The sequence below is a fragment of the Pseudomonas simiae genome (assembly GCF_000934565.1).
GTDB lineage: Bacteria > Pseudomonadota > Gammaproteobacteria > Pseudomonadales > Pseudomonadaceae > Aquipseudomonas > Aquipseudomonas simiae.
This window is the reverse complement of record NZ_CP010896.1, coordinates 5,386,913-5,408,802: the sequence shown is the minus strand read 5'-3', so window position 1 is coordinate 5,408,802 and position 21,890 is coordinate 5,386,913. Positions and strand designations below refer to the sequence as shown.

Below are 21,890 nucleotides of genomic sequence, written 5' to 3'. Positions count from 1 at the left end.
TTGGAAGGCGCCGGCCCGGAGTGCTGTGATTATATACAGTATTGGCCTTGGGGCGATTCGTACAGTCACGTTCGTCGACTGATACGGAGCTCCTTGATTTAGATAGGCTCTGCATAGCAACACTCGCTCCCTTGCGTCCGCGAAAGTGCTGCGCGGGAATTAATCCTGACGTTTGCGAGGAGCGCCGAACAAGGAAGAACGGCAGGTCGCGCAGAAACAGAGCTCGGATTTTCGATCGGCCAGATAAGAAAATTAATTTGTGCCGGTAGGAGGCGTGTCTGCCTCCTGTCCGGCTTCTGCCGTTTATTCGAATCTGGATTGGCGCTGGAGAAGCCATTGAAAGAGCAATAAAGCTATGCCAACGGCGATCAGGATCGGCGGGAATCGTAATATCAGGATTACAGTCAACACTACTGCTGAAGCGCTTGCCAGCACGCCGATAAAGGTGAAAAGTGTGATCAAGAAACGTATCAATGCCATGGGAGTCTCCTTGTTTTAAGTGATTTGGCTCGGTGAGAGTTTTAGGCGCCACCTTCCTAAATTGGCTCGTACGCGCCGCTTACAGATTCCCTCGCTCTGCCATTGATTTGCAGCCTTCATGGGCCACCACAACGTGATCCAAAATCTGGGTGCCAACCATATTCAGAGCTTGTTTAAGAGGAGTTGTGCGTGCGCGATCGGCTTGACTGACCTCTTGGGTGCCAGAGGGTTGTTTATGAACCAAGATCACAGCCGCAGCGTTGTGTTCCAGTACGATTTTCACCACTTCCTGTGGGTACACGCCGGCGCCTTCCAGAGGGCCGCTAAATAGCTCTCTGAAACCAATAACCCGGTGCTCTGTATCGAGCAGTAACAAAGCAAAGACTTCGTAATCATGAAACTGCAGCAGAGTTTGTAGGTGGCTGAATACGAGTCTGCGTTCAGTCAATGCACGTCCTTTTGTCAGGCGATACATAGCGAGTTGTTGAGCCATTTGTAAAACGTCCGCCTCGGTGAGCGGTGATTCCAGGGCATAGGTGTCGGTCGTTTCACCGGATTTGAGCTTGGGATATTTCATGCTGGGATTCCTATCCGAACGCGTGAAAGTACAAGAGGGTGGGCGCGCAGTTATTGAGGGCGGTGCTGGGATAAAAAGATTCCGAACGCCCCATTGGAGAAGGCGCTCGGCGATGCTGTGTTTGATGGTTCACGCAACGAGTTGTAACGCTGCATCGAGTGCCTTCTGTTTGATTACTGCGCCTTGCCCAAACCATGCCGAATCCATTCGATACTCAGAACTCCTGGCACGCTTTTCATGATCCACATATTCAGTCACGGCATTCAGCAAGCCCCATGCTGTTCCGCGAGCGGACTCCATTTCAGATCCTCGGCCTTTACCTTCGTAGAGGCTTTGCACCTTCTCCATAGCTCGTTTGTTGGGCAGTACATTTGGAATGGGGTCATGCGCGCCGGTGTCGCATAGCACTTCCATAAAAAAGCCGATGACTTCTTTCGTCTGAACTTTGCGTTCGGCGAGGGCATGCATCCGATACATGAATTCGTCCCATCGCGAGACGGCAATACCTAGTTGCTTTTTGATGGTTTGCGGGTCAAAACGCGTGCTGTGCGGCACTTTTATGGCGTGACTGGCGCTGTTCAAGGAGATGCTCAGGGTGTTGTTGCAGACCACGCGAACGGTGGTGGGGGTCGCAGTGGTAGCCAATGTGCCGTCGCACGAAGTCGCCAGCAGTAGATAACCGTTGACTTGATCCTTGTCCCTTAGGGTTGTCGCCTGGCCTGTCCTGGCGAGAGCCCAGAACTTACGACCACCTTTGAGCACTCCAGCGGTTTCAAGTGCGTAGCCCGTGACTTCCGTCAGTTCTCGATAGAACTCCAAAACTTCACGGGGCTGGACCACTTGATAGCGATGCGAGACCACCGACAGAGGTGCTTTAGTGTCGGATCGGTACAGCACCTTTTGCTCCGGGAATGAGTGAATGGTGCCTAGGTGACGGGCGGCATCGGCTTTGAAATGAACTGGGCTGTCCTGAATCTGCCAGTTCATGCCGGCTTCGCGTTGCCAGACTTCCAGGGGTTGATTCGGTGACAGAGCAGAGCCCAAGCCATGCCAGGGCGTAGCACCAACATAAGCCATTTGTTCAATGAGATGAGCCATATGTGATTCCTTTGAGTAACGGTCGGCATAAGCGCTGCGCAGATCGCAGCACGAGCCGGGTTGATTAGGGAGAGTGTGCTGATTAAGTAGGCAGGTTGAAGCGATGTCCGCAGACCAGACGGAGGTTGTTGGCCAGCGCATAGCGATCCAACTTTTCGCCGAGCTGAGCGCCGAGCGCGCAGCCGCCCACGCTCCCGACAAACCCGCCAAGCAAGGCACCCGAGAGGCGTCCAAGTTTGATGCCCAGCGGACTGATAAGAGCGCCTGCGGTCGAGCCTAATTGGCTATCGATGAGTGCTGTGCTTGCACCGTGCGTGGCACCGACGACAGTACCCACGAAGGCAGCAATCTTCATGGCTGGTTGGAGATAAGCAATTTTTCTGGAGGTACAGCAAGGGCACTGAAATAACATGGTGTTGGATTCCATGAGGGATATTCAGTGTGGTGATGTAGTTGTGAAATTAGTTTCAATATCGTTTTGGTGGCGGGGGCTAGCGGCGTTGGCAGCCAAAGGCCATGCGGAGTTAGTTCCTCAGCTACTGAGTTAGTTCCTACGGTTCAGAAAGCTCCTTTTAGGCGGGGATTTTTGGGTATTTACGAAGGGTTTTTGCCAACCGATGCGTCGATGGAAAACTACTGGAATGGCCAATGATGTGTCCGGTCCCCTAGAGCAGTATTCACAAAAAGAAGCATCGGCAGCGGAGCTAAAACCCAGAAACCACCGCCAGGCCTCACAGGCACGTCAGACGAATTGACGGTGTAGATGCATAGGGGCAACGTCGAACGGGGGGCAGAGACCACTTCCACGGGTCGTGAGGCGGGTAGCGTGTTTCCACATTTGAGGAGCATGCCAATCCTCAGGAAAAAAATACTTGTCGTTGCCGGTCTTATCGTTGCGGCACGCTCGCTTTAAAGTCGCATCACTCCCAAACACATAACGAGTAGCCAAGTGACAAACACCCAAACGGTTTTCTCCCCGAGGATATTGCGCCTTAAGCAATTGACCGAGCGTATCGGCCTTGGGCGGTCAACGATTTATGATCGCATGAACGTCCAGTCGCCGAGGTACGACCCTACGTTCCCCAAACCGATCAAGCTGGGGGCCTCGGCCATTGGCTGGATCGACTCCGAAATCACCACGTGGATTGAGCAGCGCATGTCTGCCAAGGAGGCATGCTAATCATTAAAAGGCCTCTTCACCGGTGAGTAGACTGAAATTTTCTGACTATTTTTGTGCTGAGTTCGAACACTAACTCTGTATGGGGTTTTAATTAATATTTTTGTTGCGAGGTGCGCTGCAGGCAGTACTTTGATCGGACTCGGCTTGCCTAAATATTTCTGGCTTATATGTTATCAGCAGTAATTAGTAGTATCTCTCTTTGCCATTGGTAATGGCTCTAGTGATGATGGGGTTCAATTATAATCGGTGTCCTTTATGCTTATCCATCTTATAGAGAGGCATGCCTGAAGAAAGTACAGAAGAATGGATTGACTTGTTCCAAGACAAGTCAATCAATAATCAACGTAATCTATTGAGTGCTTAAGGGTATGAAGGGCTATGTAAGCGTGTCTAATCATGAGCGCTATAATGCGCTCTTGAGCACGTGTCGTATGAAGCTTGAGAGCGGTGACATACAGGGCGAGTTAGATATCGGTTTGGTCTGTGAGCTGAAGCGAACATCGTTTTTGGCTCAGCAGCTCATCAAGTCGGAGGGCGACGCATTCGAGTTGTATGTTGACAGGGACGGTGGCAGCGCTCTGAAGTTTAATGCTGCGGGTGATATATTGCGTAAGCTGGTAAAAGTGCATGTTTTCAGTGATGACCGATTTGGTGAGTTGTATAGGTTTGAGCCGTATATCGAATTGGTCGTCAGGCAGATTACAGATGCGGGCTTGCATCACACGTATTTGTCGCACAAACGAGCAGCGCTATGCGGTGATGCTCAGGTGCTGCTCGCATTGTTTAACGGTTGTGTTGATAGGATTCGCCAAGAGGCTAAATCTAAGCAGTTCCAGTCCAAGCTTAAAAACTACCAGCGTTCAGGCAATAAAAATTACAAAGAACTGACGGAGTACATAGATGCATTGTTTGAGCGCTATTCCAGATTGTTGGTGCTGAGGGTTGATCTGGGCTACCGCAAAGAGTTCTCCAAGACGACACAGGCTGAGGCCAAGCAAGATCGAGAGCATCTGTTCCAGAACACTAGGTCGAACAAGCTGTTTGGCGATATGGTGGGCTACATATGGAAACTGGAGCATGGGCCGGATAAAGGCTTCCATTATCATATGATGTTTTTCTTTGATGGCTCCAAGGTTCGGGAGGATGGAACGCTGGTCAAGCGAATAGGCCAGTACTGGCTCAATGTGATTACTAAAGGCCGAGGCGTGTATTACAACTGTAACGCGGACAAATCGCGCTACAAGAGCTGTGGGATCGGTATGGTCGATCACCGGGATAGCCTGATGCGGGATGGGCTAGGCAAGGCGGTGCTCTACCTGACCAAGATTGATCTCTACATGAAGCTTCAAGCGGTTGGGCGCGGCATGGGAAAAATGGAACGACCTCGTCAGAAAGACCCGCGCGGTAGGCCTAGGGCGGTCCCTACGGATAGCACTCGCGCTGCATAGGGGGGAGCGCAGCCAAAGGCTCTCAGCGGCACTGAGAGCCGTATGGTCGATCTCGAAAGCACAGCTGCGGGAAATCTGAGCTTTATTGTGCATCCGCATGTTTATTCTTTTTCCAAGCAGGATTCACGAGTTTATCTTTAGGAAGCCAGGTTTTCTCTAAAAGCTCTCGAATATTCGATGAGGTCAAACCAAGTGGGCGGGTTTTGAGAATGAACTCGGCCAGATCCTCCTCTAGTGCGGTTGCTGCGCTACGGTAGCTAGGCCAGCCACCCTTCGGTTTCAACTCCTCAAGCAGCCTTATTGCTTCTTCTTGGACTGGTAGGAAGTTTTTAATTCGAGCTTTTCCGTTTTTGCTGTTTTGTTGAGAGCGTTTTTTAAATTCTGCGCGTTTTTGGATGACTGCTGATTTTTCTATAATTTCTCCGACCATTAGGCTAGCGTGGTTGTTGAAGGCCCAGGCGCGGACATGTTCGTTGCTTGCTTCTGCGGCCCTAGCCAGTTCAATGTACAAACAGGCGTATTGAGCCTCTTTGAGAATGCTCTTGGTTTCGTCGTCATACTCATTGACTTCGCTACCCCACGCCTGCTCCAGCTCCGCTTGTCGTGCAAGATCGCTCGTAACCACGCGGATATCACTCAACAGTTTGATATGTACGTCGCGGCCAAGCAGCGGTTCGAAGAAATGTTCCAAGAGTAATCCGTGGTTTCTCGCGATGGCTTCACCAATGCTGGTATTGCCAATACGTTCATTCAGATGTGTTGCGAATTGAAGCGCTGAAAAGAGTGGTGACGTCGTTTTTGTCATTGTGTAGTTCTTTATCGTAGTTGTTGACGTTGCGTGTCGGCCGATACCTCAGTTTCTAATATCCCTATTTTTGGGGTGGGTAACGGGCATGGCTCAAGCTCAGAGTTTGGCGGCCGTTACGGGAGTGGTTAGAAATTTGCTCCAATCGTTCATCAAGGCGCGGCGCTTGTCGAGAAAGTCCGAGCGGGAATAGGCCCCTTCAGTCTGGTCACGCTCATCATGCGCCAACGCCATCTCGCATACCTCGCGCGGGTAATGGGTACATTCCCCGGCCCAGTCTCGAAATGAGGACCGAAAGCCGTGTCGGGTGATTCTCTCGTATCCCATGCCATGCAGTAGCGTGCGTACAGCGTTCGCATGCATGACCCCTGTCTTGCCCTGGCCAGGGAATAGAAAGGTACTTCCTTCATCTCGCGGAATGGTCTTTACCAGCGTCACGACTTCTTCAGCGAGTGGAATTACGAAAGCTATTCGCATCTTCATTCGCTCATCCGGCAGCGACCAAGTTCCAGCTTCCAGGTCAAACTCATCCCAACGAGCGAACCTGACCATGTGAGCGCGTGCGCTGGTCATGATTAGCAGTTGAGCGGCCCAAGACGGAGGTGTGGAGTTTGCCCTGAGCTTGAACATCAGTGCCGGCACATCCTGCCAGCGCAAAGCCTCAAAGTGCTCACGCTTCCGAGCCTTCTTCTTTTCAGCGCGACTCAACAAATTGTCTAAGTGTCCGCGCCAGCGAGCAGGGTTCTCACCTTCTCGCAGGTTACGGGCCTTGGCGGCATCCAGAACCTGTTCAATTTGCCCACGTAACTCATCGGCGGTTCTGGTTTTGGTAGCCCAGATGGGTTGCAACACCTTGAGCACCTGAGGCGTGCCGATCTCCTCGGCTGACAGTTTGCCGATGTGGTCAAACGCGTACAGCTCCAGCTTTCTCAGCCAGCCTTTGCGCCACTTATCTGACCAGGTGCTTCCGTGAGCCTCGCAATAGTCCTTCGCGAGTGTTTCGAACTTCAACTGTTTTGCCGCGCTTGTTCGCTGTGCTTCTAGTTGGGCTGCGCGTTCAATGTCGCGAGCAGCTAGAGGATCTATACCGTCGCTTAATAGACTGCGCTTAGCGCTGGCTTCAAGCCTAGCTTTCTTGAGGCTCACTTCAGGGAATGACCCCAAGCCCATCTCTCTGCGACGTCCTGCCAGTTGGAAGCGAAGTAGCCAGGATTTGCGCCCGGTAGGTTTGACAACCAAGCGAAGCCCATCACCATCTTCATAGGTGCCCGGTTCGGTCAGGTTTTCGACTTGTTTCGGATTCAACTTACCCATTGGATTCTCCCTGTCGTCCCTTATGTCCCCCCACCTGTCCCCCCACTGTGTTGTTGGATGAGGTTAAATGGTGTTGAACACCATCGGACAGGAAAGCGCCTGAAGACCCCGGAATAGCTAAGCTATCAGGTGGCTTCTCGGATGGGATAGGTTTATTTTGGACAATTAAAAAGCCGGCTTGTGGCCGGCTTCTCGGGGACTGCTTCAGCTTGTTTTTGACAAGCCTCACCAGCCTTCAAATCGCTCAGCCCACGTTGCGTCGGGCTGAATAGTAGGGGCATCAGCGGGAACTCCTCCGCATCGCCAGCAAGGTGAATAGCCTTAAGCCACCCCCTGCCAAATGTGCGGCGCATGATACCCACATTCCCCTCAGTTGCCCACCTCCGGATCCGATTTAGAGCCTTCCCAGCCCAATAGGTGCTCATCCAGCGGCACCGGTGGACGGCGGTTGTTGAGGGTGGACCACCAGAACACCCACCCCACAATCTGGACGTTCTGCTCAAACCGTTGCTCGTACGTCAGGTATTCGTCCGGATGTTCACCGGCGTTGTGGCTGCGCATCCGCAACCCACCGCCAGGTCGGTTGTAGAGGTATTTGATGCGCAGCATCCCGTCGTGCTCTACCGCATAAATTTCGCCGTCGATGATTTGCGTGCGGCCTCGGTCGATAGCGAGGGTGGCGCCTTGCTGGATGATGTCGATCATGCTGTTGTCGACCATGTAGGCGCCCAGGGCACGGTCGGGGTGCACGTTAAGGGCTTGGAGGGTGTGCAGGGTGACGCGGATGCGTTCGATAGAGGTAAATGAGGGGTGGAGGTCGATCTCCACGTCGATTTTTTCCGGGAGACAGGCGGGGCCTGTGAGGTATTGGCCGCTTCCTTCGCGGGTGGTGGGCAGTCCTTTTCGGGTGTTCGGGCCTTCCAGCAGGAAGTTGGCCGGTGGGTGTTTGGGGCCTTCGCCGGTGCGCAGCCAACGGCTGGAGATGCACAGCAGTTCTGCGATTTCGTTGAGTCGACCCATGGGGACGCCGCGCTTGAACCAGTTGTTCACGTGTTGGGGCGTGACGCCGCGGTTCTTGGCGAAGTCGGAGGCGGAAAGGTGGACTTCCCGTAATAGCGCTTTTAAACGATCACCTGATGTATTCATGAACGCAGAGTTTACTGGCCGGAATTACAGATCAAATAAACCATGCGTTGAGTTGCGTGTGTAGGTCGTTGCTTAGTTGTAGCCTGATACTTCGGATTCAGGTGCTGGTTAAACCTTTTATATAAGTTAATGAACTTGTCGTTTAATTTTTCCCACAAAAAAAGCCCCGAATGATCGGGGCTTTTTCAGTTGCCGGGGCAATGAGGAGCGGGTATCAGCCTTTGTAGGCAGCGACCGACTTCAGGATCTCGGCGCGGGCGGCATCTGCGTTGCCCCAACCGTCGATCTTCACCCATTTGCCTTTTTCGAGGTCTTTGTAGTTCTCGAAGAAGTGTTTGATCTGCTCCAGCAACAGGGGCGGCAGGTCGGTGTATTCCTTCACGTCCACGTACAGCTGGGACAGCTTGTCGTGTGGAACCGCGATCACTTTGGCATCGCCGCCGCCGTCGTCGGTCATGTTCAGGATGCCGACTGGACGCGCGCGGATAACCGAACCTGGGGTAACCGGGTAAGGGGTTACGACCAGCACGTCGAGGGGGTCACCGTCGTCAGCCAGGGTGTTAGGGATGAAACCGTAGTTGGCCGGGTAGAACATCGGGGTGGCCATGAAACGGTCAACGAACAGGCAGTCGCTGTCTTTGTCGATTTCGTATTTGATCGGCGCGTGGTTGGCCGGAATCTCGATGGCGACGTAGATGTCGTTCGGCAGGTCTTTGCCAGCCGGAATCTTGCTGTAGCTCATTGGGCGTTGCCCCCGTTAATTGGCCAAGAAACTTGGCCGGATTGGCCTAAAAGTGGCGGCGATTATAGGCACATTCTGACGCCGATGCCATGCGCCAGACGTCGTACGGTCATTCGTCCTGTGGCTGATAACGCGGGTCGCTGGCTTGCAGTTGGGTCAGGCGGGCCAAGGGATCCTGGCGATAAAAGCGGCTGAGTTGGGCGTACACCTGTGGATAACGGTTGACCAGCAAATCCGGAGCGCTGAAAAAATATTCGCTGGTGACGGCGAAGAATTCAGCCGGGTTTTCGGCGGCGTAGGGGTCGATCTCGGTGTCGGCGTCCGGGTTGGCGTCCAGTTGGCGATTGAGGTCGTCGTAGGCGCTCTGCATCACGCTGGCCCATTCCTGCACGCGCATGTCGTTGTGCAGTGGCGGCAGGCCGTTGGCGTCGCCGTTGAGCATGTCGAGTTTGTGCGCCAGTTCGTGGATGACCAGGTTGTAGCCTTCCCAGTTGCCACTGGCCAGCACCCCGGGCCAGGCGAGGATCACCGGGCCCTGTTGCCAGGCTTCGCCGCTGTGTTCGCCGTCCCATTCGTGTTCGATGCCACTGCTGTCGCGATGGCGCTGGGGGCTGACGAAGTCGTCGGGGTACAGCACGATTTCATGGAAGCCCTGGTACCAGTCGAGGTCGCCCAGGTTCATCAACGGCAATTGCGCCTGAGCGGCGAGCAGCAGGCGTTGTTCCTGGTGCAGCTCGACGCCGGGCAGGGCGGTCAGGTGCTTTTCGGCGAGGAACACCACGCAGGCTTCGCGCAGCCATTGGTCCTGCTCGGCGCTGATGCCGTCGAGGAAGGTCAAATGGTGGCGCACCCGCTGCCAGGTGTCATCGGCAATCGGGTGCTTGGCCAGCAAGCGCTGGCGACGCCAGGCGCTGAGCGACCACATCGGCGCTTACTGCGACTTGACTTCGGAGGACGCGCGGCCAAAACGGCTGCGGAACACGCCAATGATCATCGGCACCAGCGACAGCAGAATGATGAACACCACCAGCAGCGACAGGTTTTTCTTGATGAACGGCACGTTGCCGAAGAAGTAACCCAAGGTCACCAGGCCGCCGACCCACAGGATGGTGCCGAATACGCTGAAGCCGAAGAAGCGCGGATAAGGCATTTTGGCGATACCGGCCACGAACGGCGCGAAGGTGCGCAGGATCGGCAGGAAGCGCGCCAGGGTCACGGTCTTGCCGCCGTGCTTGTCGTAGAAGTCGTGGGTCTTCTGCAGGTAGTCGCGGCGGAAGATTTTCGAGTTCGGGTTGCTGAACAGGCGTTCTCCGGCTGTTCGCCCGATCACATAGTTGGTGCTGTCGCCCAGGATTGCCGCCAGCATCAACAGGCCGGCGAGTAACACCGGGTCCATGCCGCCGCCAGCCGCCACGGCGCCTGCGATGAACAGCAACGAATCACCCGGCAGGAATGGCATCACCACCAGGCCGGTTTCGCAAAAAATGACCAGAAACAGAATGGCGTAGATCCACGGACCGTAATTGGTTACCAGCAGGTCGAGGTAGACGTCGAGATGCAGGATAAGGTCGAGCGGGTTGAAATCCATGGATGGCACCTGTGTGGATGGCCCGGCTCAGCAGGCCTGTGCGGAAGCTCGGGTAATAAGGCTACAAGTGTATGCCGCAATTCTTACAACCCTGAAAGGTCCGCATTATACGGATTGAGGCGTGAAAAGCGTGTTGGTTTTGTAGCGGGGGATGTCGTGGGTGTTCCAGGCATACATCGATCAAAATGTGGGAGCGGGCTTGCTCGCGAATGCGGCGTATCAGTCGACTAATCCGGTGACTGCCCCGCCGCTTTCGCGAGCAAGCCCGCTCCCACAGGGGATTTGTGGCGTTTTGGCTATTGGGGTCAGTCTTCGTTGATTGGCAAGGTGTAGTTCTTGAACTCGGTGTCCTCGCGAAACCCGATCGACTCATAGGTCTTCTGCGCCACTTCATTGTCACTGCTGGTCGAGACCCGCAACCGTACCGCGTGGGTCTCCTTGGCCATTTTCTTCGCCGTGCGCATCAGGTTGTCCGCCACCAGTTGTCGGCGCGCGTCTTCAGCCACGTAGATGTCGTTGAGGATCCACACGCGCTTGAGTGATAGCGACGAAAAGCTCGGGTACAGCTGGCAAAAGCCCAGCAGTTTCTTGTCGTCATCATCCGCCAGGGCCAGGTAAATCACCGATTCCTTGCGGCGCAGGCGTTTTTCCAGAAAGGCCCGCGATGAATCCGGGAAGGGCAAGGCCCCGTAGAACTCGCGGTATTTGACGAACAACGGGGTCAGCAGGTCCAGGTGTTCCGGGGTCGCTTGAGTAATCCGCATGCCAGGCCTCAACTTCCAAATGGGGTATGACCACACAAGCGGCCGTGACTCGATGCTGCCTAATGGCGCGAAAAAGCGCAATCGTACCGCGATCAGTCATCCGGTGAACTGAGCAGGAAATTGCCTTTCATCAGGTCCGGGTCATCGGATTCAATGGTCTGAACCTGCGCTTCGTCCTTGAGGTTGACCCCCGACAGCTGCCGACGACACGCTTCTCGCATCAAATACAGCAAGCGATGAGCCGCCATGCCATAGCTCAGGCCCTCCAGGCGTACATTCGAGATGCAATTGCGATAGGCGTCGGTGAGGCCGACCTTGGGGTTGTAGGTGAAATACAGCCCCAGACTGTCCGGTGAACTGAGCCCCGGCCGTTCGCCGATCAGGATCACCACCATCTTGGCGCCGAGCAATTGCCCGATTTCATCCGCCACCGCCACGCGGCCTTGTTCCACCAGGATGACCGGCGACAACGACCAGCCTTCGGCGTGGGTTTGTTCTTCCATGCGCGTCAGAAACGGCAAGGTGTGTTTATGCACGGCCAGCGCGGATAAACCATCGGCCACTACAACGGCCAAATCCACGCCGCCGGGGTTGGCCGACGCGTGGTCGCGCAGCGCTTGGGCGGATTCATCGCTCAAGCGCCGCCCCAAATCCGGGCGTTGCAGGTAGCTGTGGCGGTCTGCAGCGGCGCTGTGCAGCAGCAGGCTGTCACGCCCGCGTTCGGCCAGCTGGCTGCTGAGGCCCGCATGGTCAAAGGGCAAATGCACCGCGTCCCGCGCCTGGGCGTGGGCAAACTGAAAATCCAGCTGCGCGTGGGTGGGAATGCTGGTGCCGGTTCGGCCCAGGGCAATGCGCGCCGGGGTCAGGCGGCGCAGTTCCAGCCAGGGGTTGTCAGGCAGGTCGAGTTGCACAGGCGGCTCCTTCATCCCAGTTGCGCCAGGGCTTGGCGAAACGCCGGTGGCAGGCTGTTGCCGAAGTGCACCTTGCCGTCGGCTTGCGTGAAGATGCCCATTTTTGCCAGCCACTGCTCAAACTCCGGCGCCGGTTTTAAACCCAATGTTTGCCGGGCGTAGAGCGCGTCGTGGAACGAAGTGGTCTGGTAGTTGAGCATAATGTCGTCGGAACCGGGGATGCCCATGATGAAATTGATCCCGGCCACGCCCAGCAGGGTCAGCAGGGTGTCCATGTCGTCCTGGTCGGCTTCGGCGTGGTTGGTGTAACAGATGTCGCACCCCATGGGCACGCCGAGTAGCTTGCCGCAGAAGTGGTCTTCCAGGCCGGCGCGGATGATCTGCTTGCCGTTGTACAGGTACTCCGGGCCGATAAATCCTACGACTGTATTTACCAGAAACGGTTTGAAATGTCGGGCTACCGCGTAGGCGCGCGTCTCGCAGGTTTGTTGGTCGACGCCAAAGTGCGCGTTGGCCGATAAGGCGCTGCCTTGACCTGTCTCGAAGTACATCAAGTTCTGGCCCAAGATGCCGCGATTGAGGCTCAACCCTGCTTCGTACCCTTCCTGCAGCACGCTCAGGCTGATGCCGAAACTGGCATTGGCCGCCTCGGTGCCGGCGATCGACTGGAACACCAGGTCCAGCGGTACGCCACGGTTGATCGCCTCGATGGAGGTGGTGACATGAGTGAGCACGCAGGCCTGGGTCGGGATTTCGTAGCGCTGGATGATCGCGTCGAGCATTTCCAGCATGGCGCAGATCGAGGCGATGCTATCGGTGGCCGGGTTGATGCCGATCATGGCGTCGCCGTTGCCGTACAGCAGACCATCCAGAATGCTCGCGGCGATGCCCGCCGGTTCGTCTGTAGGATGGTTGGGTTGCAGGCGGGTGGATAAACGCCCGCGCAGGCCCATGGTGCCGCGAAATTGCGTGACCACGCGGATCTTCTGCGCCACCAGTACCAGGTCCTGCACGCGCATGATCTTGGACACGGCGGCGGCCATCTCTGGCGTCAGACCTGGCGCCAAGGCGCGTAGGGAATGTTCGTCGGCCGCGTCGCTGAGCAGCCAGTCGCGCAGGCCGCCCACGGTCAGGTGGCTGACCGGTGCAAACGCCTGGGTGTCGTGGGTGTCGATGATCAGCCGGGTGACTTCATCACTTTCATAGGGGATCAACACTTCCTGCAGAAAGTGTTTCAGCGGGATATTCGCCAGCGCCATCTGCGCCGCCACCCGCTCACCGTCATTCTGTGCGGCGACGCCGGCCAGGAAGTCTCCGGAACGCGCGGGGCTGGCCTTGGCCATCACGTCCTTGAGGCTGTCGAAGCGGTAGGTTTGTGCACCCACCGCGTGGGAAAAGCTTGCCATACAGTGTCTCCTTGGCGGCGCGGGCAATTGCTCGCGCCGAGGTTTACGGCAGTTAGTGCAAGGCGGCCTCTGCGGCCTGGATCGCCGCGAATTCCTCTTCGGGCGTGCCTGCTACCAAGTGATGCCGGCTGTAGAAAGCAAAGTAAGCAATTAATACTCCATAGATGATCGCGGCGCCAATCACCACCCGTGGATCCACCAGAAAGCCCGCCACCACGGCCACGCAGGCCAGTACCAGCGCAACGCCTGAAGTGAAGATGCCACCCGGCGTGCGGTACGGACGGTCCATTTTGGGGCGACGGATGCGCAGGGTGATGTGCGCGGCCATCATCAGCACGTAGGAAATCGTCGCGCCGAACACCGCCACCAGAATCAGCAGGTCACCCTGGCCGGTCAGCGACAGGCCAAAACCGATGATGCCGGGGATCACCAGCGCCAGGACCGGCGCCTTGCTTTTGTTGGTCTGGGACAGTTTGCGCGGCAGGTAGCCGGCGCGTGACAGTGCGAAGATCTGCCGCGAATAGGCATAGATGATCGAGAAAAAGCTCGCGATCAGACCCGCCAGGCCGACCAGGTTGACGAAGCTGCCCATCCAGGTGGAACCGCCGTAGGACAACGCCAACGCTTCAACCAGCGGGTTGCCGGATTTGACCAGCGCGTAAGTGCCAGCGCCGCCCGGTGCAATAACGAGGATAAGCAGGGCAAAGCTGGTCAGCACCACGATGGCGCCAATCAAGCCGCGCGGCAGGTCGCGTTTCGGGTTTTTGGTTTCTTCGGCCGCCAGGGGCACACCTTCTACCGCGAGGAAAAACCAGATGGCATAGGGAATCGCCGCCCACACACCCACGTAGCCGAATGGCAGGAAGGTGCTGGCGCCCTTTGCCTCGGTCACTGGAATGTCCAGCAGGTTGGCGACATTGAAGTGCGGCACCATCGCCACCAGGAACACTCCCAGGGCAATCGCGGCCACGGCGGTGATCACAAACATCAACTTCAGTGCTTCACCGACACCAAAGATGTGGATGCCGATAAAGATGATGTAGAACGCCAGGTAGATCATCCAGCCGCCGATGCCGAACAGCGACTCGCAATACGCGCCGATAAACACCGCGATGGCGGCGGGGGCGATGGCGTATTCGATCAGGATCGCGGTGCCCGTTAGGAACCCGCCCCAAGGCCCGAATGCACTGCGGGCAAAGCCGTAGCCGCCACCGGCGGTAGGAATCATGGAAGACAGTTCGGCCAGGGAAAAGCACATGCACAGGTACATGGTGGCCATCAGCAATGTCGCGAGGAACATCCCGCCCCAGCCACCCTGGGCCAGGCCGAAGTTCCAGCCAGCGTAGTCGCCGGAGATGACGTAGGCAACGCCGAGGCCAACCAGCAGCACCCAGCCGGCGGCGCCTTTTTTCAGTTCGCGTTGCTGGAAGTAGTCGGTGTCGACTTTTTCGAAGTCGACGGAGGATCCAGTAGGTTCGCTAGGCATTGGAAAGTACCTTCCATTCTTATTGTTTTTAACTCGGCCTCTGTGTGCCGAATGAGGTAGCAGCTACTTGCGAAGTTCAAATGTGGGAGCAGGCAAGCCAGCTCCCACACTTGATCTCATTTCAAGTTGAGAGCGGGTCGCCTGCTAGGAGGCAACTTTAGAAGAAGCCAAGTGGATTAATGTCGTAACTCACCAGCAAGTTCTTGGTCTGCTGGTAGTGATCCAACATCATCTTGTGCGTCTCACGCCCCACGCCGGACTTCTTGTAACCGCCGAATGCCGCATGCGCCGGGTACAGGTGGTAGCAGTTGGTCCACACGCGGCCCGCTTTGATCGCGCGGCCCATGCGGTAGGCGCGGTTGATGTCGCGAGTCCACACGCCGGCGCCCAGGCCGAACTCGGTGTCGTTGGCAATTGCCAGGGCTTCGGCTTCGTCCTTGAAGGTGGTGATGCTCACCACCGGGCCGAAGATTTCTTCCTGGAACACACGCATTTCGTTGGTGCCCTTGAGCAGGGTCGGCTGGATGTAATAACCCCCCGCCATATCACCGCTGAGCTGCTCGACTTTGCCGCCCGTCAGCAGTTGTGCGCCTTCGCCCTTGGCGATTTCCAGGTAGGACAGGATCTTGTCGAACTGTTGCTCGGACGCCTGGGCGCCGACCATGGTGTCGGTGTCCAGCGGGTCGCCGCGTTTGATCTGCTCGACTTTCTTCATGACCACTTTCATGAAGTCGTCGTAGATCGACTCTTCCACCAGCGCGCGGGAAGGGCAGGTGCACACTTCGCCCTGGTTGAAGAACGCCAGTACCAGGCCTTCAGCGGCCTTTTCAATAAAGGAAGGCTCGGCTTTCATAATGTCGGCAAAGAAGATGTTCGGCGACTTGCCGCCCAGTTCAACCGTCGACGGAATGATGTTTTCCGCAGCACATTTCATGATGTGCGAGCCCACTGGCGTGGAGCCGGTGAAGGCGATTTTGGCGATACGCTTGCTGGTGGCCAGCGCTTCGCCGGCCTCTTTGCCGTAGCCGTGCACCACGTTCAGGACGCCCGGCGGCAGCAGGTCGCCGATCAGTTCCATCAGTACGTTGATGCCCAGCGGGGTTTGCTCGGCGGGTTTGAGCACCACGCAGTTACCAGCGGCCAGGGCTGGGGCGAGTTTCCACGCCGCCATCAGCAGCGGGAAGTTCCACGGAATGATCTGGCCAACCACGCCCAGTGGCTCATGGAAGTGGTACGACGCGGTGTGCTCGTTGATCTCGGCGCTGGTGCCCTCCTGGGCGCGGATGCAGCCGGCGAAGTAACGGAAGTGGTCGGCGGCCAGCGGGATGTCAGCGTTGAGGGTTTCACGCACGGCTTTGCCATTGTCCCAGGTTTCGGTGATGGCCAGCAGTTCGAGGTTTTGTTCAATGCGGTCGGCGATTTTCAGCAGGACCAGCGCGCGGTCCTGGGCCGAGGTCTTGCCCCAGGCGTCGGCGGCGGCATGGGCGGCGTCCAGGGCCTTGTCGATGTCTTTGGCCGTGGAGCGCGGGAATTCGGCGATTGCCTTGCCGTTGACCGGCGAGGTGTTGGTGAAATAGTTGCCATCGACCGGCGCAACGAACTCGCCACCGATGTAGTTGCCGTACTTGGCCTTGAACGAAACGATGGCGCCTTCAGTACCGGGGTGTGCGTAACGCATGGTGGGTATCTCCTGGCTTTTATGTTTATTGGGAGCGCAGCGCGACAAGCGCTTGATAAAGCGTAGAGCAAAGGTTGGGCCACCGTTTCGTGGACCAGCGAAATCAAGGGGTTGGACATTGTTGCAAGGCGTGGCTGTGGCAGGGTCGATACGGGCGATGTGACAGTTTGTGCCACAAACGGTACAGCCTGTGACCAGTGGGTCGGCCTGGGATTGCATTGCCTGGTTCGCTGGGGGATGCTGGGGGTTCTCACGCAGGGAGAATAATAAGAAATGCACAACGATCATTTCAGCCGCCATGCCCAGCAAGTCCTCACCGTGGCGCATGGCCGCGACCCGTCCAGCGATCCGTCCATCGCCCGCTCCTGGCTGCGTTGCCTGGAGGACTATCACCTCGACCCTGCGCAAACCATTGCACCCACTGTGCTCGAACACGGTCGCTTGCTGGAAAGCCGCGAGCGCCTGCAGCAAGTGCTGCACATTGCCGGCAGCGAGATGAACAGCCTGCATCAGCAGCTCTCCGGTGCGGGGCATGCTGTGTTGCTGACCGATGCGCGCGGCGTGATCCTCAACTGTGTCACCGCGCCGTCCGAGCGCAAGATCTTCGAGCGCGCCGGGTTGTGGCTGGGTGCCGATTGGAGCGAGGCCTGCGAAGGCACCAACGGCATCGGCACCTGCCTGGTGGAGCGCCAATCCCTGACCATTCATCGTGACGAACACTTCCGGGGCCGGCACACCGGGCTGACCTGCTCGGCGAGCCCGGTGTTCGATCCGCAGGGTGATCTGCTGGCCGTGCTGGATGTGTCCTCCGCACGGGAGGCCGTGTCGCGCCAGAGCCAGTTCCACACCATGGCGTTGGTGAACCTGTCGGCGAAGATGATCGAGAGTTGCTACTTCCTGCGTCACTTTGAACACCACTGGTTGCTGCGTTTTCACTTGCAGGCGGAGTCGGTGGGGTTGTTCAGTGAAGGGTTGCTGGCATTCGACGGAGACGGGCGCATCTGTGCGGTCAACCAGAGCGCGCTGAACCTGTTGGGCCAGGTGCGTGGCGGTTTGTTGGGGCACCCGGTGGAAGCGTTTTTTGATTGCTCACTGGATCAACTGCTTGGCCGCGCCAGCGCCAATGCCACGGCCAGTTGGCCGCTGCGGACCCGTGATGGGCGACAGTTATTTGCCGCGCTGCGTGGCCAAGTGCGCAGCGCATCGACACCTTTCGTCCAGCCTGAGCCCGCTCCGTTGCCCGGTATTTGCCTGGGCGATCCGACGCTGCAACAGGACTTTCGCAAGGCGCTGCGGGTATTCGAGCGTGATGTGCCGCTGTTGATCAATGGCGAAACCGGCTCCGGCAAAGAGGCCTTCGCCAAGGCGGTGCACCTGGCGAGCCAGCGTGCCAACAAGGCGTTCGTCGCACTCAATTGCGCCGCCATCCCGGAAAGCCTGATCGAAAGCGAACTGTTCGGCTATCGCGGCGGCAGCTTCACCGGTGCGCGCAAAGAGGGCATGCAAGGCAAATTGCAGCAAGCCGATGGCGGCACCCTGTTCCTCGATGAAATCGGTGATATGCCCCTGGCGCTGCAAACCCGCCTGTTAAGGGTTCTGGAAGATCGGCTGGTGGTGCCGCTCGGCGGTGAGCCCCAGGCGGTGAACGTACGAATTATCAGCGCGACTCACCGGAATTTGCTGGAGCGTGTGCAGGACGGTAGCTTTCGCGAGGACCTGTATTACCGGCTCAATGGCCTGGAAGTCGGTTTGCCGCCTTTGCGCGAGCGCAGTGATAAAGCCCAGTTGCTGGATTTCCTGCTGACCCAGGAGGCCAATGGTGAGCCGGTTGCCCTCGACCCGTCGGCGCGGGGAGCGTTGTTGGCGTTTGCCTGGCCGGGGAACGTCCGCCAGCTGCGCACGGTGCTGCGCACCTTGGTGGCGCTGTGTGATGAGGGGCGTGTTGGCCTGGAAGATTTGCCTGCGCAGATTCGTCAGGTCAGGCCCGTGGCAGTCGCGCAGACCAAACCGCTGGAGTCGCCGCTGGAAGACGCCGAGCGCCTGGCGTTGCTCACGGCGTTGCAGCAGCAGCGCTGGCACATGACGCACACGGCGGAGCAACTGGGCGTCAGCCGCAACACGCTGTATAGAAAGCTGCGCCGGCATGGCATCGCGCGTCACGCCCTCAGCTAAAGGGTGCGATTTTCGCCCCCCTGCGCTAACCTGCCTCGATGTTTTACGAGGTCGACTATGCACATTCATATTCTCGGTATTTGCGGCACATTCATGGGCTCGATGGCAGTACTGGCCAAAGAGCTGGGCCATCACGTGACAGGCTCCGACGCCAACGTCTATCCGCCCATGAGCACGCAACTCGAGGCCCAGGGTATCGAGTTGACCCAAGGTTACGACCCGTCGCAATTCGACCCGGTCCCGGACCTGGTGGTGATCGGCAATGCCATGTCCCGTGGCAACCCGGCAGTCGAATACGTACTCAATAAAGGTTTGCCTTATGTGTCCGGCCCGCAATGGCTGGCCGACCATGTGTTGCAAGGCCGTTGGGTACTCGCGGTCGCTGGCACCCACGGCAAAACCACCACCAGCAGCATGCTCGCCTGGGTGCTGGAGCATGCAGGCATGAGCCCGGGCTTCCTGATCGGTGGTGTGCCGCAGAATTTCTCGGTGTCGGCGCGCCTGGGCGATACGCCGTTCTTCGTGATCGAGGCGGATGAATACGACAGCGCCTTCTTCGACAAGCGCTCCAAATTCGTTCACTACCGCCCGCGCACGGCAATCCTGAACAACCTGGAGTTCGACCACGCCGACATCTTCCCCGATCTGGCGGCCATCGAGCGTCAGTTCCATCACCTGGTGCGCACCATTCCGAGCGAAGGCCTGGTGATCCACCCGACCACCGAGCCGGCCTTGCAGCGTGTGATCGAGATGGGCTGCTGGACCCCGGTGCAAACCACTGGCGAGGGCGGGCAGTGGCAGGTCAAGCTGCTCAGCGACGACGGTTCCACATTTGAAGTGCTGTTCGAAGGCCAGACCCAAGGCATCGTCGAGTGGGACATGACCGGCCAGCACAACGTCGCCAATGCCTTGGTCACCCTGGCGGCTGCGCGGCACGTGGGCGTGGTGCCTTCCATGGGCATTGCCGCGTTGAGCGCGTTCAAAAGCGTGAAGCGCCGTATGGAAAAAGTTGCCGACGTGAATGGCGTTACCATCTACGACGACTTTGCCCACCACCCGACGGCAATTGCTACTACGTTGGATGGCCTGCGCAAACGTGTCGGCGATGCGCCGATCATTGCGATTGTCGAGCCGCGCTCCAACTCCATGAAGCTCGGTGCCCACCGGGATGGCCTGCCGGAAAGCGTCAACGACGCCGACCAGGTGGTCTGGTACGCACCGGCCAACCTCGGCTGGGATCTGCCGGCGATTGCAGCCCTGTGCACCGTGCCTTCCCTGGTCTGCGACTCCATCGAAGGCATCATCGAACACGTCAAGCGCCTGGCCAAACCGGGCACCCATGTCGTGGTCATGAGCAACGGCGGCTTTGGCGGCCTGCACGGCAAATTGGCTGAGGCGCTGAAATGAGTGGCCCGGAACGCGTTACCCTGGCGATGACCGGCGCTTCTGGTGCGCCTTATGGTTTGCGCCTGCTGGATTGCCTGGTACGCGAAGAGCGCGAGGTGCACTTCCTGATCTCCAAGGCCGCGCAGTTGGTGATGGCCACCGAGACCGACGTGGCGCTGCCGCCCAAGGTGCAGATGATGCAGGCCTTCCTCACCGAATACACCGGTGCGGCGGCGGGGCAGATCAAGGTCTACGGTAAAGAGGATTGGATGTCGCCCGTGGCTTCCGGCTCCGGCGCGCCGGCGGCGATGGTGGTGGTGCCATGTTCCACCGGGACCTTGTCGGCGATTGCTACCGGTGCCTGCAACAACCTGATCGAGCGCGCGGCGGATGTGACCTTGAAGGAGCGTCGCCAGTTGATCCTGGTGCCCCGTGAAGCGCCGTATTCGAGCATTCACCTGGAACACATGCTCAAGCTGTCGAACATGGGCGTCACCATTTTGCCGGCCTCGCCGGGCTTCTATCACCAGCCGCAGACCATCGATGACCTGGTGGACTTTGTGGTGGCGCGCATCCTCAACCTGCTGAACATCCCTCAGGACATGCTGCCGCGTTGGGGTGAGCACCATTTGAGCAGTGATGAGTAAGGCGCTGCTGATCCTGTTGGCGCTGCAACTGGCCGGCTGCGCCACCGCGCGCACACTGGATGCGGCAAAACCTGGCGCGCCGGTGGTGTATGCCGGTACGCGCCTGGACCTGTATGCGATGAAGGGGGGTTGCTGCGCCAAGGACAGGTTTGGTGCCGAGGCGCCGAGCTACCCTGGGGTGGATCTGCCGGCCAGTGCGTTGCTCGATACGCTGTTGTTGCCGCTGTCGGTGTTGACGGTTCTTGGGGTTGGCTTCAACGCTACCGGTGGTCTCTAACCCTGTCTGGAAGGCGGCACAAAACCCATGTGGGAGCGCGAATGCGGTGGATCAGTCATATTACTCGTCGACTGACACACTGCCTTCGCGAGCAAGCCCGCTCCCACATTTGAATCTCTGCCGGATAGTTAAATCGGATTACTTGCCCAGCTTGCGCAACTCATCCGACTCCACCACCCGCACCCCATCCTGTTCTTCCAGCGCCAGGCGCCACATGGCCCGGGCCAGTTCACACACTTCGATACCACGGTATTTGCCTGGAATCAGTCGTGATAACGGGCCGGCCAACTGTTCGGTCAGGCGCGGCTCCAGCCGTTCCCCCAACAGCAACGACGGCCGCACGATGGTCAGTTGAGGCCAGTCCTGGGCTTTCAGCGCCTCTTCCATTTCCCCTTTGACGCGGTTGTAGAAGACCGACGATTTCGGGTCGGCGCCAATGGCGCTGATCACGACCAAGTGCCGTGCGCCCATTTCCCGCGCGCGTTTGGCGAAGGCCACCACCATGTCCAGATCGACGGCGCGAAAAGCCGCTTCGGAGCCCGCCTGTTTGAGGGTGGTGCCCAGGCAGCAGAAGGCCAGATCCACCCGGCCACTCAGCTGCGGCAGGAACACCGCCGGGTCGCCCACCGGGTTTTCCAGGTGCGGGTGTTCCGCCAATGGCTTGCGGCTGGGTGCGAGCACGCGGGTCACGGTGGGTTCGTTGAGCAGGCGATCGAGCAGGTGTTCGCCGGTAAGGCCGGAGGCTCCGGCGAGCAAGATATGCTGAGGCGTCAGGTACATGGTGT

The 21,890-nt window shown here is 57.9% G+C and carries 22 protein-coding genes; 6 read left to right on the top strand and 16 right to left on the bottom strand.

Annotated elements, in window-relative coordinates:
- Positions 1-303 precede the first annotated feature (303 nt).
- From PF1751_RS29320 to PF1751_RS28640, 4 genes are all read right to left on the bottom strand, one after another.
- Positions 304-480: a hypothetical protein gene (locus PF1751_RS29320; RefSeq protein ID WP_167337373.1), complete on the bottom strand. Its 177-nt coding sequence runs from the start codon at positions 478-480 to the stop codon at positions 304-306.
- Positions 481-559: 79 nt separating this feature from the next.
- On the bottom strand, positions 560-1,057 hold the full coding sequence (locus tag PF1751_RS24590) for a JAB domain-containing protein (RefSeq protein ID WP_044287948.1): 498 nt from the start codon (positions 1,055-1,057) through the stop codon (positions 560-562).
- 129 nt (positions 1,058-1,186) lie between these two features.
- Positions 1,187-2,155, bottom strand: coding sequence for a DUF932 domain-containing protein (locus PF1751_RS24585; RefSeq protein WP_044287947.1), 969 nt, complete (start codon positions 2,153-2,155; stop codon positions 1,187-1,189).
- A gap of 82 nt (positions 2,156-2,237) precedes the next feature.
- Positions 2,238-2,510, bottom strand: coding sequence for a hypothetical protein (locus PF1751_RS28640; protein WP_193387815.1), 273 nt, complete (start codon positions 2,508-2,510; stop codon positions 2,238-2,240).
- Between the two features lie 594 nt (positions 2,511-3,104).
- Between PF1751_RS28640 and PF1751_RS24580 the strand changes: the two genes are divergently transcribed.
- Together PF1751_RS24580 and PF1751_RS24575 are read left to right on the top strand one after the other, a co-directional pair.
- Positions 3,105-3,335 carry a helix-turn-helix transcriptional regulator gene (locus PF1751_RS24580; protein ID WP_131108502.1) on the top strand — a complete coding sequence of 77 codons (231 nt, stop codon included), beginning with the start codon at positions 3,105-3,107 and terminating at the stop codon, positions 3,333-3,335.
- A gap of 431 nt (positions 3,336-3,766) precedes the next feature.
- Positions 3,767-4,783, top strand: a complete 1,017-nt coding sequence (locus tag PF1751_RS24575) for a YagK/YfjJ domain-containing protein (protein WP_177435053.1) — start codon at positions 3,767-3,769, stop codon at positions 4,781-4,783.
- 82 nt (positions 4,784-4,865) lie between these two features.
- Here PF1751_RS24575 and PF1751_RS24570 read toward each other — a convergent pair whose 3' ends face one another.
- The 11 genes from PF1751_RS24570 to exaC all read right to left on the bottom strand — a co-directional run bounded on the left by PF1751_RS24570 (position 4,866) and on the right by exaC (position 16,623).
- Positions 4,866-5,588 (bottom strand): hypothetical protein, encoded by a 723-nt coding sequence (locus PF1751_RS24570; RefSeq protein ID WP_044287944.1) that lies wholly within the window; start codon positions 5,586-5,588, stop codon positions 4,866-4,868.
- Positions 5,589-5,687: 99 nt separating this feature from the next.
- Positions 5,688-6,902, bottom strand: coding sequence for a tyrosine-type recombinase/integrase (locus tag PF1751_RS24565; RefSeq protein WP_044287943.1), 1,215 nt, complete (start codon positions 6,900-6,902; stop codon positions 5,688-5,690).
- Positions 6,903-7,271: 369 nt separating this feature from the next.
- Positions 7,272-8,048, bottom strand: coding sequence for a LexA family transcriptional regulator (locus PF1751_RS24560; RefSeq protein WP_029529012.1), 777 nt, complete (start codon positions 8,046-8,048; stop codon positions 7,272-7,274).
- Positions 8,049-8,262: 214 nt separating this feature from the next.
- Complete coding sequence (gene ppa / locus PF1751_RS24555) at positions 8,263-8,790, bottom strand: inorganic diphosphatase (protein ID WP_003219382.1); 528 nt, start codon at positions 8,788-8,790, stop codon at positions 8,263-8,265.
- Between the two features lie 109 nt (positions 8,791-8,899).
- Complete coding sequence (locus PF1751_RS24550) at positions 8,900-9,715, bottom strand: M90 family metallopeptidase (RefSeq protein ID WP_021492978.1); 816 nt, start codon at positions 9,713-9,715, stop codon at positions 8,900-8,902.
- 6 nt (positions 9,716-9,721) lie between these two features.
- Positions 9,722-10,378, bottom strand: a complete 657-nt coding sequence (locus tag PF1751_RS24545) for a DedA family protein (protein ID WP_010206817.1) — start codon at positions 10,376-10,378, stop codon at positions 9,722-9,724.
- A 305-nt stretch (positions 10,379-10,683) separates the two neighbouring features.
- The gene (locus tag PF1751_RS24540) at positions 10,684-11,142 is read right to left on the bottom strand and encodes a GNAT family N-acetyltransferase (RefSeq protein WP_021492977.1); all 459 of its coding nucleotides are present in this window, start codon (positions 11,140-11,142) and stop codon (positions 10,684-10,686) included.
- 92 nt (positions 11,143-11,234) lie between these two features.
- Complete coding sequence (gene eutC, locus PF1751_RS24535; RefSeq protein WP_010206815.1) at positions 11,235-12,068, bottom strand: ethanolamine ammonia-lyase subunit EutC; 834 nt, start codon at positions 12,066-12,068, stop codon at positions 11,235-11,237.
- Entirely contained in the window at positions 12,065-13,459 is a 1,395-nt protein-coding gene (locus PF1751_RS24530) for an ethanolamine ammonia-lyase subunit EutB (protein ID WP_044287942.1), read from the bottom strand. The genes eutC and PF1751_RS24530 overlap by 4 nt, the downstream gene beginning before the upstream one ends.
- Before the next feature lie 52 nt (positions 13,460-13,511).
- Positions 13,512-14,945: an ethanolamine permease gene (gene eat / locus PF1751_RS24525; RefSeq protein ID WP_010206812.1), complete on the bottom strand. Its 1,434-nt coding sequence runs from the start codon at positions 14,943-14,945 to the stop codon at positions 13,512-13,514.
- A gap of 157 nt (positions 14,946-15,102) precedes the next feature.
- Positions 15,103-16,623 carry an acetaldehyde dehydrogenase ExaC gene (gene exaC, locus PF1751_RS24520; protein WP_010206811.1) on the bottom strand — a complete coding sequence of 507 codons (1,521 nt, stop codon included), beginning with the start codon at positions 16,621-16,623 and terminating at the stop codon, positions 15,103-15,105.
- A gap of 273 nt (positions 16,624-16,896) precedes the next feature.
- On the opposite strand from exaC, the gene PF1751_RS24515 reads away from it, so the two are divergent.
- The 4 genes from PF1751_RS24515 to PF1751_RS24500 are packed head-to-tail and all read left to right on the top strand — an operon-like array spanning position 16,897 to position 21,105.
- Entirely contained in the window at positions 16,897-18,795 is a 1,899-nt protein-coding gene (locus PF1751_RS24515; protein WP_042570824.1) for a sigma-54-dependent Fis family transcriptional regulator, read from the top strand.
- Positions 18,796-18,852: 57 nt separating this feature from the next.
- Positions 18,853-20,202 carry a UDP-N-acetylmuramate:L-alanyl-gamma-D-glutamyl-meso-diaminopimelate ligase gene (gene mpl / locus PF1751_RS24510; protein ID WP_044287941.1) on the top strand — a complete coding sequence of 450 codons (1,350 nt, stop codon included), beginning with the start codon at positions 18,853-18,855 and terminating at the stop codon, positions 20,200-20,202.
- Complete coding sequence (gene ubiX / locus PF1751_RS24505) at positions 20,199-20,828, top strand: flavin prenyltransferase UbiX (protein ID WP_010206807.1); 630 nt, start codon at positions 20,199-20,201, stop codon at positions 20,826-20,828. Before mpl ends, ubiX begins: the two co-directional genes overlap by 4 nt.
- Entirely contained in the window at positions 20,821-21,105 is a 285-nt protein-coding gene (locus PF1751_RS24500; RefSeq protein WP_021492973.1) for a YceK/YidQ family lipoprotein, read from the top strand. The genes ubiX and PF1751_RS24500 overlap by 8 nt, the downstream gene beginning before the upstream one ends.
- Positions 21,106-21,243: 138 nt before the next feature.
- Here PF1751_RS24500 and PF1751_RS24495 read toward each other — a convergent pair whose 3' ends face one another.
- The gene (locus PF1751_RS24495; protein WP_010206805.1) at positions 21,244-21,885 is read right to left on the bottom strand and encodes an oxidoreductase; all 642 of its coding nucleotides are present in this window, start codon (positions 21,883-21,885) and stop codon (positions 21,244-21,246) included.
- Between the last annotated feature and the right edge of the window lie 5 nt (positions 21,886-21,890).

Coding starts and splice junctions, on each gene's coding strand:
- PF1751_RS24500 (WP_021492973.1), top strand. CDS start 20,821: ATGAGTAAGGCGCTGCTGATCCTGTTGGCGCTGCAACTGGCCGGCTGC.
- PF1751_RS24495 (WP_010206805.1), bottom strand. CDS start 21,885: ATGTACCTGACGCCTCAGCATATCTTGCTCGCCGGAGCCTCCGGCCTT.
- PF1751_RS24550 (WP_021492978.1), bottom strand. CDS start 9,715: ATGTGGTCGCTCAGCGCCTGGCGTCGCCAGCGCTTGCTGGCCAAGCAC.
- PF1751_RS24570 (WP_044287944.1), bottom strand. CDS start 5,588: ATGACAAAAACGACGTCACCACTCTTTTCAGCGCTTCAATTCGCAACA.
- PF1751_RS24560 (WP_029529012.1), bottom strand. CDS start 8,048: ATGAATACATCAGGTGATCGTTTAAAAGCGCTATTACGGGAAGTCCAC.
- exaC (WP_010206811.1), bottom strand. CDS start 16,623: ATGCGTTACGCACACCCCGGTACTGAAGGCGCCATCGTTTCGTTCAAG.
- ubiX (WP_010206807.1), top strand. CDS start 20,199: ATGAGTGGCCCGGAACGCGTTACCCTGGCGATGACCGGCGCTTCTGGT.
- eutC (WP_010206815.1), bottom strand. CDS start 12,068: ATGAAGGAGCCGCCTGTGCAACTCGACCTGCCTGACAACCCCTGGCTG.
- PF1751_RS24530 (WP_044287942.1), bottom strand. CDS start 13,459: ATGGCAAGCTTTTCCCACGCGGTGGGTGCACAAACCTACCGCTTCGAC.
- PF1751_RS29320 (WP_167337373.1), bottom strand. CDS start 480: ATGGCATTGATACGTTTCTTGATCACACTTTTCACCTTTATCGGCGTG.
- mpl (WP_044287941.1), top strand. CDS start 18,853: ATGCACATTCATATTCTCGGTATTTGCGGCACATTCATGGGCTCGATG.
- PF1751_RS24545 (WP_010206817.1), bottom strand. CDS start 10,378: ATGGATTTCAACCCGCTCGACCTTATCCTGCATCTCGACGTCTACCTC.
- PF1751_RS24515 (WP_042570824.1), top strand. CDS start 16,897: ATGCACAACGATCATTTCAGCCGCCATGCCCAGCAAGTCCTCACCGTG.
- PF1751_RS24585 (WP_044287947.1), bottom strand. CDS start 2,155: ATGGCTCATCTCATTGAACAAATGGCTTATGTTGGTGCTACGCCCTGG.
- PF1751_RS24540 (WP_021492977.1), bottom strand. CDS start 11,142: ATGCGGATTACTCAAGCGACCCCGGAACACCTGGACCTGCTGACCCCG.
- PF1751_RS24590 (WP_044287948.1), bottom strand. CDS start 1,057: ATGAAATATCCCAAGCTCAAATCCGGTGAAACGACCGACACCTATGCC.
- PF1751_RS24565 (WP_044287943.1), bottom strand. CDS start 6,902: ATGGGTAAGTTGAATCCGAAACAAGTCGAAAACCTGACCGAACCGGGC.
- ppa (WP_003219382.1), bottom strand. CDS start 8,790: ATGAGCTACAGCAAGATTCCGGCTGGCAAAGACCTGCCGAACGACATC.
- PF1751_RS28640 (WP_193387815.1), bottom strand. CDS start 2,510: ATGAAGATTGCTGCCTTCGTGGGTACTGTCGTCGGTGCCACGCACGGT.
- eat (WP_010206812.1), bottom strand. CDS start 14,945: ATGCCTAGCGAACCTACTGGATCCTCCGTCGACTTCGAAAAAGTCGAC.
- PF1751_RS24575 (WP_177435053.1), top strand. CDS start 3,767: ATGAAGCTTGAGAGCGGTGACATACAGGGCGAGTTAGATATCGGTTTG.